Source organism: Rhodococcus mengyinensis (assembly GCF_048381435.1).
In the GTDB taxonomy this organism is placed as follows: domain Bacteria; phylum Actinomycetota; class Actinomycetes; order Mycobacteriales; family Mycobacteriaceae; genus Rhodococcus_F; species Rhodococcus_F opacus_D.
In genome coordinates this window covers 81,137-95,798 of record NZ_JBLWIT010000138.1, presented here as the reverse complement: position 1 = coordinate 95,798, position 14,662 = coordinate 81,137, and the positions used below count along the sequence as shown (strand labels likewise).

General features: G+C 65.7%; 16 protein-coding genes. 15 read left to right on the top strand and 1 reads right to left on the bottom strand.

Annotated elements, in window-relative coordinates; genetic code table 11:
* Window position 1 precedes the first annotated feature (1 nt).
* From ACNJ7E_RS34945 to ACNJ7E_RS34910, 8 genes are all read left to right on the top strand, one after another.
* Window positions 2-1,225, top strand: a complete 1,224-nt coding sequence (locus tag ACNJ7E_RS34945; RefSeq protein ID WP_418342045.1) for an acetyl-CoA C-acetyltransferase — start codon at window positions 2-4, stop codon at window positions 1,223-1,225.
* Window positions 1,226-1,230: 5 nt separating this feature from the next.
* Complete coding sequence (locus tag ACNJ7E_RS34940; RefSeq protein ID WP_005242290.1) at window positions 1,231-2,052, top strand: aspartate/glutamate racemase family protein; 822 nt, start codon at window positions 1,231-1,233, stop codon at window positions 2,050-2,052.
* Between the two features lie 21 nt (window positions 2,053-2,073).
* Window positions 2,074-2,412 carry a carboxymuconolactone decarboxylase family protein gene (locus tag ACNJ7E_RS34935; RefSeq protein WP_005242288.1) on the top strand — a complete coding sequence of 113 codons (339 nt, stop codon included), beginning with the start codon at window positions 2,074-2,076 and terminating at the stop codon, window positions 2,410-2,412.
* A gap of 114 nt (window positions 2,413-2,526) precedes the next feature.
* On the top strand, window positions 2,527-3,303 hold the full coding sequence (locus ACNJ7E_RS34930; RefSeq protein ID WP_418342044.1) for an SDR family NAD(P)-dependent oxidoreductase: 777 nt from the start codon (window positions 2,527-2,529) through the stop codon (window positions 3,301-3,303).
* A gap of 71 nt (window positions 3,304-3,374) precedes the next feature.
* Entirely contained in the window at window positions 3,375-4,148 is a 774-nt protein-coding gene (locus ACNJ7E_RS34925) for an SDR family oxidoreductase (RefSeq protein WP_143767456.1), read from the top strand.
* Between the two features lie 2 nt (window positions 4,149-4,150).
* Window positions 4,151-5,770, top strand: a complete 1,620-nt coding sequence (locus ACNJ7E_RS34920) for a class I adenylate-forming enzyme family protein (protein WP_418342043.1) — start codon at window positions 4,151-4,153, stop codon at window positions 5,768-5,770.
* On the top strand, window positions 5,763-6,578 hold the full coding sequence (locus ACNJ7E_RS34915) for an enoyl-CoA hydratase/isomerase family protein (protein ID WP_418342042.1): 816 nt from the start codon (window positions 5,763-5,765) through the stop codon (window positions 6,576-6,578). The genes ACNJ7E_RS34920 and ACNJ7E_RS34915 overlap by 8 nt, the downstream gene beginning before the upstream one ends.
* A gap of 122 nt (window positions 6,579-6,700) precedes the next feature.
* Window positions 6,701-7,690, top strand: coding sequence for an aldo/keto reductase (locus ACNJ7E_RS34910; RefSeq protein ID WP_182624944.1), 990 nt, complete (start codon window positions 6,701-6,703; stop codon window positions 7,688-7,690).
* An 81-nt stretch (window positions 7,691-7,771) separates the two neighbouring features.
* On the opposite strand, the gene ACNJ7E_RS34905 is transcribed toward ACNJ7E_RS34910, so the two are convergent.
* Entirely contained in the window at window positions 7,772-9,235 is a 1,464-nt protein-coding gene (locus tag ACNJ7E_RS34905) for an aldehyde dehydrogenase (protein ID WP_418342041.1), read from the bottom strand.
* Between the two features lie 280 nt (window positions 9,236-9,515).
* Between ACNJ7E_RS34905 and ACNJ7E_RS34900 the strand changes: the two genes are divergently transcribed.
* The 7 genes from ACNJ7E_RS34900 (at window position 9,516) to ACNJ7E_RS34870 (ending at window position 14,659) form a co-directional block, all read left to right on the top strand.
* Window positions 9,516-10,475 (top strand): NAD-dependent epimerase/dehydratase family protein, encoded by a 960-nt coding sequence (locus ACNJ7E_RS34900; RefSeq protein ID WP_418342040.1) that lies wholly within the window; start codon window positions 9,516-9,518, stop codon window positions 10,473-10,475.
* 54 nt (window positions 10,476-10,529) lie between these two features.
* Window positions 10,530-11,402, top strand: a complete 873-nt coding sequence (locus ACNJ7E_RS34895) for an NAD(P)-dependent oxidoreductase (RefSeq protein ID WP_283335342.1) — start codon at window positions 10,530-10,532, stop codon at window positions 11,400-11,402.
* 20 nt (window positions 11,403-11,422) lie between these two features.
* The gene (locus tag ACNJ7E_RS34890) at window positions 11,423-12,397 is read left to right on the top strand and encodes an alpha/beta hydrolase (protein WP_418342039.1); all 975 of its coding nucleotides are present in this window, start codon (window positions 11,423-11,425) and stop codon (window positions 12,395-12,397) included.
* Window positions 12,398-12,490: 93 nt separating this feature from the next.
* Entirely contained in the window at window positions 12,491-12,877 is a 387-nt protein-coding gene (locus ACNJ7E_RS34885; RefSeq protein WP_005242263.1) for a cupin domain-containing protein, read from the top strand.
* A gap of 74 nt (window positions 12,878-12,951) precedes the next feature.
* Window positions 12,952-13,494: a cupin domain-containing protein gene (locus ACNJ7E_RS34880; RefSeq protein ID WP_005242262.1), complete on the top strand. Its 543-nt coding sequence runs from the start codon at window positions 12,952-12,954 to the stop codon at window positions 13,492-13,494.
* 98 nt (window positions 13,495-13,592) lie between these two features.
* Window positions 13,593-13,928, top strand: coding sequence for a carboxymuconolactone decarboxylase family protein (locus ACNJ7E_RS34875; RefSeq protein ID WP_418342038.1), 336 nt, complete (start codon window positions 13,593-13,595; stop codon window positions 13,926-13,928).
* A 164-nt stretch (window positions 13,929-14,092) separates the two neighbouring features.
* Window positions 14,093-14,659, top strand: a complete 567-nt coding sequence (locus ACNJ7E_RS34870; RefSeq protein WP_418342037.1) for a GNAT family N-acetyltransferase — start codon at window positions 14,093-14,095, stop codon at window positions 14,657-14,659.
* The last annotated feature ends 3 nt before the right edge of the window (window positions 14,660-14,662 follow it).

Sequence of the window (14,662 nt, the reverse complement as noted above, 5' to 3'; positions counted from 1 at the left end):
GATGACGAACACTACGGTAGAAGCAGTCATCTGCGAACCGGTCCGCACTCCCGTCGGTCGGTACGGGGGGATCTTCAAGGACGTGCCGGTCACCACCCTGGCCTCGACGGTGATCTCCGGGCTGGCCGAGCGCACCGGCCTGGCCGGTGCGGATGTCGACGACGTCATCTTCGGTCAGGGCTACGCCAACGGTGAGGCCGCGGCCATCGGACGGATCGCGGCGCTGGACGCCGGCCTCGATGTCACGGTGCCGGGGCTGCAGATCGACCGCCGCTGCGGTTCGGGTCTGCAGGCCGTGCTGTACGCCTGCATGCAGGTCGCCACCGGTGGTTCGGACCTGGTCCTGGCGGGAGGGGCCGAGAGCATGAGTCAGGCCGAGTACTACATCCCGAACGGTCGCTGGAACGCCGGTGGGCAGCCGAAGCTGCTGGACCGCCTCGCGGCCCCGCGCCGGAACTCGGGCGGCTCGCGGTATCCGGTCGAGGGCGGGATGATCGAGACCGCGGAGAACGTCGGACGCGAGTACGGCATTACGCGCGAGCAGCAGGACGCCTGGGCTGCGCGATCGCAGCAACGGGCGGGTGCCGCCATGGCGGCGGGGTTGTTCGATGATGAGACGATTCCGGTCTCGGTGCCGCAGCGCAAGGGTGATCCGCTGGTGGTGACGCGGGACGAGCACCCCCGCCCGGACACCACCGTCGAGTCGCTGGCGCGGCTCGAGCCGATGATGGCCGCCACGCTCCCGGGGGCGACGGTGACCGCCGGCAACTCGAGCGGGCAGAACGACGCCGCCGCCGTGGCGATCGTAACGACGCGGGCTAAGGCCGAGCAGCTGGGCTTGAAGCCGTTCGCCCGCCTCGTCAGCTGGTCACTCGCGGGTGTGGAGCCGAACCGTATGGGGATCGGTCCGGTGCCGGCGGCAGAGCGCGCGCTGGCGCGGGCCTCGCTGTCTTGGTCGGACATGGACCTGATCGAGCTGAACGAGGCCTTCGCCGCGCAGGTTCTCGGCTGTTTTCGGGGTTGGAGGCTGACCGACGCGGACCTGGACCGGGTCAACGTGAACGGCTCGGGCATCTCCCTCGGCCACCCGATCGGCGCGACCGGGGGCCGGATCCTGGCGAACCTGCTCCGCGAGATGGACCGCCGCGGTGCGCGGTACGGGCTGGAAACCATGTGCATCGGTGGAGGTCAGGGCCTCGCCGCAATCTTCGAACGAGTGGGATGAAACAGATGAAGATTCTCTACCTGAGCATGTCCCGCGAGGAGTACTCGCCGAACTACTTCCCCTACCTGAGGTCGTACATCGACCAGGTGAAATCGCCAGGCACCCAGGTCGAGCTGCGCGGCACCAGGGTGGGGCGGATCGATAGCTTCCGGTTCTTCGAGGTCCTCGACTGGGTGTCCATCATGGACTCCGCGATCGAGGCCCAACAGGATGGCTTCGACGCGATTGCGATCGGCAACATCCTCGACCCAGCGCTGCGCGAGGCGCGGTCCATGGTCGACATCCCGGTCCTCGGGCTGGGGGAGACCTCGATGCTCACCTCCTGCATGATGGGCAGCCAGTTCTCCCTGGTCGGCGTGAACCCCTACTTCGGCGGCCGGTTCGAGGAGAACGTGGCCAAGTACGGTCTGCGTGAGCGGCTGGCGAGCATCGAGTGCATGGGTCTGACGCCGCATGAGCTGGATGCCTGCTTCTCCGATCCGGACGGCCGGCAGAAGGCGATCGACTCGTTCACCGCCGCCGCCCGCGCCTCGTTGGACAAGGGTGCCGAAGTGGTGATTCCCGCCGGCGGGCGGTTGACCGCGTTCCTGAACGCGGTGAACATCCGCGAGGTCGACGGTGCCCCGCTGCTGGACGGCACCGTCTCCCTGGTCGCAGCGGTCGAGGCGGCGGTGCGAGTGCACCGCCAGTCCGGCTCGTTCGTGAGCCGTCGTCGGCTGTACGCCCGTGCCCCCGAGGCCTCCATCCGACAGGCCGGCGCGGAATACGCGGAGGGCTACCACGTGCCGGCCCTGGCGCGGCTCGCCGCAGGCGACACCAGCAACTGAAGGTAAGGGACGAGAACACCAATGAAACCCGAATACCCCCTGAGCAAGCATGAGAGCTTCATCTCCAACCTGGATCGGCTGCGGGAGACTTCCTCTGCCGCCGCGGACGCGTTCCGCGCGCTGCGCGTGGCCCAGGACGCCCACGGGCCGCTGGAACCCGGGCAGCGTGAGCTCAGCCTGTTGGTCGGTTTCGCCGTGACCCGCAACGAGGGCGGCTTCCGCGTGCACTGCAACCGCGCGCGGGACGCGGGCGTGCCCGTCGAGGCGATCGAGCAGGCGGTGATCCTGATGCTGGGCACCAGCCTTGGCCTGGTGCCGGTGGTGGAGGCCCTGAGCTGGGCGCACGACGAGCTCCGTTGAGCAATTGTTAGACATTAGACTTGTTTAATATTTGGCAGTATGCGCACCGTCCGCGGGTGTGAGACCGGCGCGCCGCAACCCGTAGCCGCCCATATGACGAGGAGAGACATTTTCATGGCAGAGAACAACGAGACCCGCACTGCTTTGGTGGTCGGCGCCGGTTCCGGCATCGGACGTGCCACCGCGCTGGAGTTGGCGGGCTCGGGTGTGTGCGTGGTCGCCGCGGATCTGAATGCCGATGCGGTGGCGGCGCTTTCCGCCGAGCACGAGAACATCGTTGACCTGGGCGAGTCCTGGAATGCCACCCGGCACGAGGACTGCGACCGGCTGGTCGCCGCGGCGGTGGCGCGGGTCGGGCATCTCGACACCGTGATCTCGACCGTCGGTTGGACCGCGATCACCAAGTTCCTCGACGAGACGCCCGAGTACTGGCAGCGGATCATCGACGTCAATCTGATGTCGGCGATCTACCTCTCGGCCGCCGCGGCGCGGGCCATGCGAGAGCGCGGCGGCAGCATCGTGCTGACCTCGTCCGAGGCCGGTACCGTCGGCACCTCCGGGGAGGCGGTGTACTCCGCGGCCAAGGCCGCGGTGATCGGCCTGGTGAAGTCGCTGGCCCGCGAGTGGGCCCGCTACGGCATCCGGGTCAACGCCGTTGCGCCCGGCATCACTTCGACGCCGCTGCTGGTGGAGCAGGGCATCGCCGGCGGCGACGATGCCCAGGGCGACGGCGACACCGTGCTGAACAGCATCCTGCGGGGCGTTCCGATGCGCCGCCTGGGCGAGCCGTCCGAGATCGCGGACGCGATCGCCTACCTCGCCGGCGACGGCGCCAGCTACATCACCGGCCAGACGCTGTGCGTCGGCGGTGGGTTGACCATGGGCTCGTAGAGCCGGCCCATACCTTCGATCAAGCGCATCACCCGCGCTCGTCACAACAACACCGAGAGGCATCCATGGACATGCGAGGCAAGACCGTCCTGATCACCGGCGGATCCCGCGGAATGGGCCAGCAGCTCGCCCTGAAGCTGGGTGCGAAGGGCGCGAACGTCGTGGTCAACTACCGTCGCGACGACGAGTCGGCGCAGAAGACCGTCGCCGAGATCGAGGCGGTCGGCGGCACCGCGTTGGCGCTCAAGGCCGACATCTCCGACACCGAATCGGTACAGCAGTTGGTGGACGCCGCCGTCGAGCGGTTCGGCCGCCTGGACGTGGTAGTGGCCAACGCCGCAGCCAGCGCGTTCAAACCGTTGATGGACATCCGCGCGCACCACATCGAGAAGACCATGGGCATCACCATCCAGGGATTCCTGGATCTGGTCCGTATCTCGCTGCCGCACATGCGGAACGGGGGCCGGGTGCTCGCGGTGAGCGGCTGGGACAGCTTCCGGGCTCTGCCGCTGCACGGCCTGCTCGGCGCGGCCAAGGCGGGCATGGAGTCCATTGTCCGGAACCTGGCCGTGGAGCTCGCCGGTGACGGCGTGACCGCGGTGGGAGTGTGCCCCGGCCCGATCGATACCGATTCGTTCCGGCTGTACGCCGGCGATTCCTGGGACGACTACGCGAAGAACTGGCTGACCCAGACCCCCTCGGGCGCCTACGCGACCCCGTCAGAGGTGGCCGACGTGATGGCCTTCCTGTGCTCACCGGAGAGCGTTGCGATCAACGGCCAGACCATCGTGGTCGACGGTGGCCTGTCGGTGGCCACCATGCCAATCGGATTCGGGCAGAACTGAATATGAGCGCACAATCGTCGGCCGTCGCTCAGACCGTAGTGCAGTTGATGAGCCAGGTCCAGCGACGACCCGGCCACGAGATCGCGGTGGAGGAGGCGACCGGTAAGCGGTCGCTCACGATCGAGCAGCTAGTCGCCGCCTCCAACCGGCTCGCGAACGCCTTCATCGGTCTCGGCCTGCGGCCCGGCGGGCGGGTGGCATGGGTCTCCGAGAACCACATCGAGTATGTAGTCCTGGAGTTCGCCCTGCTCAAGGCGGGCCTGGTCAAGGTGCCGCTGAACAATCGTTTCGCCCCGAACGAGCTGCGGCGGTGCGTGGACCTCGCCGACGTCGGGCTGGTCGTTGCGGATCCGTCCTCGGCCGAGGTGCTCGACGGCGTGCTCGCAGGCTCCGCGGTGCACAAGGTGGTCATCGGCGCACGAGACGGTTGGACCTCCTTCGACCAGCTGGTCGCAGTTGGGGCATCCGGGCCGGTGCAGGCGGCCACCGGGCCCGACGACCTCTATCACATCCGCTTCAGCTCGGGCTCGACAGGAAAGCCCAAGGGCATCCCGATCACGCATCGCGGGGCCCGCGCGGCGATCCTCGGCAACACCTGGGTGATGAGCACCAGTGCGCCCAGCGCATCGCCGCGCACCCTGCAGGTGGCGCCGCTGGTATACGCCGGCGGTTGGAGTGTGTTGCCGACGCTGCTGTGCGGCGGCACCAACGTTGTGATGACCAGGTTCGATCCTGAGCAGATGCTCGACGTGATCGTCGATCGCGGCATCACCTGGATGTTCGCGGTTCCCACGATGTTGCGGCGGCTTTCCGAGATCACGGGCCTCGAACGGCTTCGCACCTCGTCGCTGGGCTGCCTGATGCTCGCCGGTGAGCCCGCCGCGCTGCCTGCGCTCGAGGTGCTCACCGAGTACACCGATGCGATGATCAACTGCTGGGGGCAGACGGAGGCCCCGGCGTCGACCACGCTGCTCACCCGTGCCGAGATGCGCGACCGATCGCTGTGGTCCTCGATCGGCCGGCCGGTGCCGGGCGTCGAGTTCTCCGTGTACGCCAACGGTGCCGTCCAGGACCGGCCGGAGCCGGGGGTCGACGGCGAGCTGGTGATCCGCACCGCGAGCGTGGCACCGACCCTGCTGGGCGGCGAGGTGGAGCATGCCGATCGGACCCTGCCGGACGGCTGGTGGCGGACCTCCGACCTCGGGCACTTCGATGAGCACGGCCGGATCTTCATCGTCGGTCGTGCGAGCGAGACCATCATCACGGGTGGCACGAACATCCAGCCGGTGGAGATCGAGCGGGCACTCGAACTGCATCCGATGGTCCGCGAGGCGGTGGTGGTTGGCGTGCCGGACCCGAAATGGGGCGAGACCCCGGCGGCGTACGTGCACATCGACGCACTGTGGGCCGACGTGAGCGGGGAGCTGGCCGCGGTGCTGCGCGAGAACCTGGCGGGGTTCAAACGCCCGGGTCACGTGTACATCTCGACCGATCCGATCCCGCGCGCCTCGAAGGCGGCGAAGATCGCGCGCGGTGACATCAAGCGGCTGGTGCGGTCGTGGGTCGAGGACCCTACCGTGGTGCCGCGCAACGTAACGAAAGTGGTGAAGGAACGTGGCTGACGCAGTGATCGAGTCCACCGATGACATCGTCATCGATTCCGTGGACGGTGTGGGCACGGTACGACTGAACCGGCCCGACCGGGGCAACTCGGTCACCCCCGACGTGGTGACCCGCATGGGCGATGCGGTCGCCGACCTCGCCGAGACCGACGGCATCGGTGCGGTGGTGCTTACTGGCACCGGCAAGGTGTTCTGCGCCGGCGCCGACGTCAAGGACATGTACGCGGTGTACTCCGCCGACGGTGCCGACGGGTTGATGGACTACCTCGCCGTCACCTGGATGCCGGCCGTGCAGCGCACGGTGCGGTTGCTGTGGAACACCCCGGTTCCGGTGATCGCCGCATACAACGGCCACGCGACTGCCGGCGGGCTGGACTTCGGACTCTCCTGTGACGTGCGCCTGGCCGCGTCCCAAGCGAGGTTCGCCGAGAGCTATGTCAACCTCGGCATGGTGCCGGTGGCCGGCGGAGCGTACCTGCTTCCGAAGCTGATCGGTCTGGAGAAGGCATCCCGGATGATTGCGACGGGCGAGTTCATCGATGCCGCGCAGGCACTGGCGGCCGGCATGGTGAGCGAGGTGTGCGACACCGAGGACCTCGCACGCCGGGCGGCCGAGGTGGCCCGCGAGATGACGCACGGGCCGGTGGCGACGTATGCGAACGCGAAGCGGATCGCGCGTGCCGCGGCGACGGTCGAGCTGGACGCCGCGCTGAAGGAGAGTCTGGCCGCGAATATCGCCCTCATCGCCCGGCCCGAGGTGCGCAGGCTGGTGCTCAACGTGATGGAGCAATACAGCTTGGCGAATTAGAGCGGTGCGCGCAACGGGGCTGGCCGGGCGGCGGGAACGACATCATGCAGGTCTGAGAATGGTGCGTGGATCATCGTGATCGGGGTTCGGGCGGCTCCGGAATGAGACTTAAGGAGAGGGAAATGGAATACAACAGGCTGGGGCGTTCTGGGCTCAAGGTGAGTCGAATCGGTCTGGGAGCGATGAACTTTGGATTCGTCACGGACGAGGCGGGAAGCTTCGAGATTCTCAATCACGCAGTAGAGTTGGGCATCAACTTCGTCGACACGGCGGATGTCTACGGTGGTCCGCAGACTCCCGACATGGAGAAGGGATTCGGCACTTCCGAGGAAATCATCGGCAAGTGGCTGGCACAGGACCCCTCCCGACGGGACAGGATCGTCCTGACTTCCAAGGTCTACCAGCCGATGGATACCGGTCCGAACGATCGCGGGCTTTCGGCTTATCACATCCGTAGGGCGTGTGAGGCGAGCCTCCGCCGGTTGCAGACCGACCACATCGACGTCTATCAGATGCACCACGTCGACCGAACCACGCCGTGGGAAGAGGTGTGGCAGGCATTCGAGCAGTTGGTCCGGGAGGGAAAGATCAGCTACGTCGGTAGCAGCAATTTCGCGGGATGGGATATCGCGACCGCGCAATGCATCGCGAATTCCCGCCACTTTCTCGGTCTGGTTTCGGAGCAGAGTCTGTACAACTTGACCGAGCGGACAATCGAGCTCGAGTTGATTCCGGCGTTGCGCAACTACGGGATCGGGCTGATTCCATGGAGTTCATTGGGGCGTGGCCTCCTCGGAGGGGTGCTCGACAACGCCAGCAGCGGTCGCCGCAGCCGCCCCGAAATGCAGGCCCGGATTGAACGGATCCGTCCCCAACTGGAGGCCTATGAAGCACTCTGCCGGCAGATCGGTGAGCGTCCCTCCGACGTCGCGACCGCCTGGCTGCTGGCGAATCCCGTCGTCTCCACGATCATTGCGGGGCCGCGGACCGTCGAACAGTTCGACCAGAGCGCTCGTGCGTTGGACGTGTCGTTGTCCGCGGAGACGATGGCGGAGTTGGACAAGATCTTCCCGGGGCCCGGCGGTGAGGCTCCGGCAGCATATGCGTGGTGAGTAGCTCATCCGTAACGTCGGAGGCCCGGAACCAGTTCTCGGTTCCGGGCCTCCACGTTTGTAGTCGTCGGTCCGTGGCGGTCAGGCCAGGGATTGCGCGAACTCCGCCGGCAGGCCGATCGACCGCAGCTCGGTGTACGCCTCCAATCCTTCGATCCCGTTCTCTCGGCCGATTCCACTCATCTTGAATCCACCGAACGGCGACTGCAGTCCGATCGGACTGCCGTTCAGTTCGACCACGCCGGTGCGCAACCGGCTGGCGACCTGTAGTCCGCGTTCGAGATCCGAAGAGAAGACGGCACCGTTGAGGCCGTACTGCGAGTCGTTCGCGATGGCGATCGCGTCCTCTTCGTCGCGGTAGGTCATCACGGACACCACCGGCCCGAAGATCTCCTCCTGTGCGACGGTTGCGCCTCTGGATACTCCGGCAATGATCGTTGGTTCCACATACCATCCGTGTTCGAGGCCGGCGGGGCGGTTGCCGCCCTTGATGATTCGGCCCCCCTCCTCCTGACCGATTCGGATGTACTTCTCGACCGTGGTGCGATGGCGCTCACTGAACAGCGGACCGATCTCGGTCGCATCGTGGTGCGGGTCGCCGACTGCCATCGTGTCGATCATCGCCGCGAGCGAATCCAGAAGTTCACTCTCCCGCTTCTCGGAGACGAGGATGCGAGTCTTCAAAGTACAGACTTGACCGTTGTTCCTGAAGGAACCCATACGGAGCAGTTCGGCAGTCGCGTTCATGTCGGCATCGTCCAGAATCACGGCGGCCGACTTGCCGCCGAGCTCGAGCGTCACACGACGAATATTCGCGCCGCACAGCGATGCGATTCTGCGACCTGCGTCCGTTGAACCGGTGAAGGTGACCTTGTCCACCCCGCGATGCGCGACCAGGTGCTCCGATGCCTCGCGTTCGGCGGGCACGACGTTGATCACACCTGCGGGGAACCCCGCCCGTTCGATGAGCTCAGCCAGCAGGTACGCGTCCAGCGTCGTCTGCGGTGCCGGCTTCAGCACGAATGTGCATCCTGCGAGGATCGCCGGCACGATCTTCTGCATGCTGATACCCATCGGCACGTTCCAGGGGACGACGGCCCCGACCACCCCGACGGGTTCTCTTGTCACCAATGCGTTTCCGAGTGGTCCCGACCGGACGGTGCGGAACGGGTACTCATCAATGAAGTCGAGATACGCATCGATCACCCGCACGGGGTTCGCTGCCTGGATGGTGCGGGATTGGGTGATCGGGCACCCCATCTCGGTGGTGATCAGTTCCGCGATCTGTTCGGCATGGTCAATCAACAATCCGCGAAGCCGCCGTACGACGGCGATGCGCTCGTCGAGCGACTTGCGGGGCCACGGGCCGGTGTCGAAGGCCACGCGGGCCGCGGCTACAGCGAGATCGACGTCGGCAGGCGATGCCGACGCCACGTCGGCGAGGAGTTCTTCGCTGACCGGGGAGACGACGGGGATGCGCTCGCCGCGCGCTGCAATCCATCGACCATCGACGAACAACTTCCCGTGTCGGTGTTCCATGAGCATTGCTCTATCTCCTTTGGGTGGGAACGTCGGGTGAGGGGGGCGTCCTCCTCGTCCTGATGGGCATTGTGGCGGTAAGCCACGGCCGATCGCTCGTGCGCGTCGATCTCACGGTCGGGCTTCTGCTAGCCAAGGACTCTGTGCACAGAATATCATAAGTCAGATAGTTGACAGCTGGTAAAATATCTGCTGAAATCGTGTGTCGAATGTCACTGCGTCTTCGATCCTTTTCGTCGGCTCGGGGGTGTGGGCGGGTGAGTTGGAACAATCGAAAGAGGTTGGCGTGACGGGATCGAAAGAAGTCGTGCTGGTGACCGGTGCTTCCGGATTCGTCGGATCGAGGCTGGTCGAGCAGCTGAGTACATCGGGCCGCTATCGCGTGTTGGCCGCGGATTCGCACTGGACCGACCGATCCAAGACCTTCGGTGAACTGTCCGACGTGGAGCGATGCGACATCGACCTCCGGGATCGAGAGGCGGTTGATGCTCTGGTGGCCAGGTCGGGAAGCATCGTTCATCTAGCGGCTATTCGCGCGGTGGCAGGGCTCGACGATCCCTGGGCCGCATTCGAGGTGAACGTGGCGGCCGCCTACGGCCTGATGGATTCGGCAAAGCGCCATGGGGTGCGGCGCATCGTCTACGGCTCGTCGCACAGTGTCTACGGGAACTTCGCGAAGCGCCGGACGTACCGGCATCGCGAGAACGAGGTCGCCGAGGGGAGCGGCATCGGTATGTACGGAGCCAGCAAGCTGGCCGTCGAGGCATATCTCGAGGCGCATGCGAACACCGGAGGGGCGGAGTTCATCTCCCTGCGGCTCGGCACCATCTACGGTCCCGGAGTAAACCGGGACAACTCGATCGGCGGGATGATGATGGATGCCATCGACGCCGTGCGCGCGGGCCGGGCCCCGGTGGTGCGGTGGGCGCCCGACGCGCTTCACGATCTGGTGTATGTCGATGATGCGGCCGCGGCGCTTCTTGCCGCGATCGACGTCGACTCCGGGGCGAAGGCGATCAACGTGGTCGGTGAGCCGATCAACACCACTGAGCTGTTTCGCATTCTCGTCGAACTCGTCGGGGGCGACGCGGCAACGATCGATTGGCAGCCCGAACTGGTGCGGTATCAGCAGGTGTCCCGGGACTTGATGCTCGCAGACCTCGGTCCGATCCTGGGCACCCGGATCGAAGACGGCCTCCAGGCCTTCGTTGATTGGCACCTCGGCGCGTCCATCACTGTGGACTGAGTCGCTGGCTTCGCCGGGCCAGCTGGATTATTGGACAGTTAAGGAGTCAATGCTATGAGTGAGAAGATTGGATTCATCGGGATCGGGGCGATGGGCTCCGCGATTGCGAGCCGCCTGGTCGAGCCCTTCGATCTGTACGTCAACGATCGCAACCGTGTGGCTGCGGACGAACTGGTCGCCGCCGGCGCCACCTTCACCGACGCGGCCGAGATCGCCCGGACGTGTCGGGTCGTGTTCCTGTGCCTCCCCGCTCCGACGCATGTCGATCAGTTGCTCTTTGGGGACGAGGGGATCGCGAAGGACCTCGCCGTCGGCACCGTCGTCGTCGATATCACCACCGGAACCCCCACGGCGGATTACCAGGTCGTTGCGGCCCTCGGCGAACGTGGAGTGAAGTTCCTCGATTCGCCGATCGGGGGCGGTGTCCGGCGGGCCCGCGAGGGTACGGCGACCCTGATGGTGGGTGGCGACGACGACGTGTTCGCAGAGGTTGTCGAGGTGCTCGAGGCGGTGACGCCGGACGTCCATCACGTGGGGCCGGTCGGTGCCGGTCACGCGATGAAGCTGGTCAACAATCTTCTGAACAGTTGCAATCGGTTCGCCGCGCTGGAGGCCATCCGGCTCGGGCAGGCGTGCGGTATCGAGCAGTCCACGGTCGTCGCGGTGCTGAACAGCTCGACCGGGCGGAACTACACGACCGAGTACACGTTCCCGACTCTGCTGAGCGAGCCCGATTACAAGCTGCAGGGGTTCACCCTCGATCTCATGCGGAAAGATGTTCACCTGGCAAACGAACTCGCCGCGAGCATGAACCACGCGACGCCGATCGGACATCTCGTGGAAGAGATGACGGAGACGGCGATCGAGCGGTTCGGCGGCGATGCGGATCAGAGTCAGCTCATGGCCGAGTGGTATCCCCGTGGTTGACATCGTGCGGCCCTCCCGGGATGGGTAGCGATCAATCCGAGGGCCGAGTGAGCATGGACGAACTGCGCCCGAAGGCGCTGCACCCAGCGGCGGAGAAAATGCGGGTGGCCGCCACCCAGTTGCCCCCGTCCTACGAGATTCCACTCGAGGCTGCTCGTGTTCGCATGCGCTCGGCACTCATCAGGCAGGCCGAGCCGTCGTCGCTGCGCGTCGCGGACTTCATCGTTCCCGCCGGGGATCGGGGTATCCGAGTGCGTGCCTATCGGCCGCCCGGCCACCGGAACCCTGCGCTCGTCTTCTTCCACGGGGGCGGCTGGGTCTTCAACGACCTCGATACGCATGACGAACTGTGCCGGACTATCGCCGAGGTCGCGCAGTGCAGCGTCTTCTCGGTGGACTACCGGAGGAGCCCCGAGCACACATATCCGGCTGCGATCGACGATGGCGATGTCGTGTTCGAGTGGCTGGTGACCAATAGTGACGAATTCGATGTTGAGCCGGGCGCATTCGCTCTCGGCGGCGACAGCGCCGGCGGGACCATCGCGACCGCACTGGCGAAACGGATCCGAGAGCGGGGCGCGCGCCAGCTCGCGGCGCACTTCCTGCTGTATCCCGTGCTCGACTACTGGGACCCGGGGACGCCCTCCTACGGCGAACGTGGTCCCGGGTTCACCGTCGATCGGTCGTTCATGAAGTGGATCTGGGATGCGTACTTACCGTCGCAGTGGGTGCGCGAGGATCCCTACCTGTTTCCACTCCAGGGTTCTCTGGCGGGCCTGCCCCCGACGGTGCTGTGCGTCGCGGAGTACGACGTGCTCCGGGATGAGGGGATCGAATACGCACGACTGCTGCGGCAAGCCGAGGTGCCGGTGACGCTCCTCGTGGCCGACGACCAGATGCACGGGTTCGCCCACCATCTTGCGCTCATCGAAACTGCGAAGGACATGGTTCTCACGGCCGCGACTCGCCTCGGTAGAACCCTACGCGGTGGGTGACCCGAACGGACGGAATACATGCACGCACGTTCGAGCAATGTGTAAAATGTCAAACGATAACAACGCATATACAGAGAAAGTAGTTTCGATTCCATGTTGACAGTTATCAGGGGAGCAAACAGCGAGCCGTCCGCCCTGGCGCAGGGGACCTTCACCGGTGAGGCCTGGCGCGACATGGTGATGGCGCCGACCGACGGGGTGGCGATTGGCAACAACTTTTTCGCGCCGTGTTCGCGGACCTACTGGCACTCGCATGTCGGCGGCCAGCTGCTCATCGTCATGGCCGGCGAAGGGCATGTGTCCGACGAGAACGGAATTGTCACCGTTCGCGCCGGCGACATGGTGTGGACTCCGCCCGGCGTTCGTCACTGGCACGGTGCCGCCGACGATCGCTTCATGCTGCACACATCGGTCACCCTGGGTGCCACGAATTGGGAATCCGAGGTCACCGACGCCGAGTACGGCGAAGCTCGGGCCTGACCGCGGCCCCGTGAGATGGGGCTACTGCTCCGATCTCACCCGCCCCCAGTTCACAGAATGGAAGGAGTATCAGCATGACGAGTAGCGGTGAGCCGGCGTTGGCCCGGGTTGTGGTGACCGGCGTGAATGACGAGGGAAAGTCGGTTGTTTCGTCCGACGGGCCGGCGAGTCCCTGGACACGTCGGCCGACTGGGACCCTGGTGATGGAGTTGTGGCGTGAGGACGAGTTGCCGATTTCGGTGAACTCCGAGTCGACGCTGGAAAACGAAGTGGTGTTGGCCCCACCCGCCACCGGTGTCGTGGTGCGGACGACGGTCTTTCCGCCCGATAGCTCGATCTCGGCCGAGGCCGCTGCAGCGTACGCGGCGGCGATGGCGGACATTTACGGCCCCGGAAATGCGGAGGGCGGCGCCGTGCCGGGAATGCACACCACCGAGACCATCGACGTGATGACCGTGATCGACGGCGAGATCTGGGCGGTCATGGAAGAAGGGGAGACGGTACTGCGCGCCGGTGACACGATGGTTCAGCGCGGTACACGCCATGCGTGGCAGAACCGGAGTGACCGCCCGACGACGGTGGTCACGACGATGATGCCGGCGCACCGAAACGATTGATGAACCGGGCGTTGCTGCGCGGGTGATTCCCGCAGTGGTGGCCCGGAACGATTGTGAGACCTGCGGCGAGTGTCGCGAACGGTTGGATGAGGAGTCAGATGTCGCAGAATGACAACCGCCCCAGCGGTGATCGTCATCCGCTGGGGCAGTTCGCCCCGGGGCTGATCGGTTTTACCGACGACGTTCTATTCGGCCAAGTGTGGGAGCGCGCGGAGATCAGCGCGAAGGAGCGCAGCATGATCACCGTTGCGTGCCTGGTGACGGGCGGCAACGTGGAGCAACTCCGCTATCACCTGGTGCGGGCGCGGGACAACGGGGCGACACGCATCGAGCTGGTCGAGGTGATCACCCACCTCGCGTTCTACGCGGGTTGGCCGAAGGCCATGGCCGCGATGGCCGTCGCGCAGGAAGTGCTCGGCTCCGAAGAGGACTGACTTCGGTGCGCGATGAGCGCGAATTCGGTATGGCGCTGAGGTGTTGCAATCCCGCCCGTCCGAGTCGGACGGGCGGGACTGTTTCGTTTGGCGGCCGCTGAGTCATGCGAGACAAGCTGTGAAAAGAGTGATATTTGACGAACCGGGAAATGGTGTGACGAAACATGACACCGTCAGAGCTTGACGATCGGGCCGAAGCGGTCGTGCGGCCGCTGCAACCGGGGGACCTCGACGCGTTCACGCGGTTCGCGATGGCCTTGGCGGGTGAGGGACGACGTTTCCTCAAGGAGGACCTGTCTGATCCCGTGAAGGTTTTCGCTGACTACCAACGGGAGACGGCGGCAGTGCGGCTGGCCGCGCTCGACGGTGCCGGTGAGATCGCCGGATTGGCGGGTGCGTTCGCGGGGGAGGGTTGGTCGTCGCACGTCGCCGAGATCCGCGTCGTGGTGGGTGCGGCGTATCGGGGCCGCGGCGTCGGGCGGGCGCTGGCCCGTGCGGCGCTGCTGGAGGCGGTCAAGCTCGGCTGCAGCCACGTGTACGTCGAGGTGATCGCGGCACAGGATGCGTTGGTCGCCATGTTCCAGGACATCGGGTTCGAGCCGGAGGCGCTGCTCGTCGATTTCGTTCGGGACAGCGACGGTGAGAACCGGGACTTGATGCTGCTCACCCATCGGGTGGATGTGAATCAGGCGCGGAATCGGTTGTGGGGCATAGACGAGGTGGCCGGATGAGTG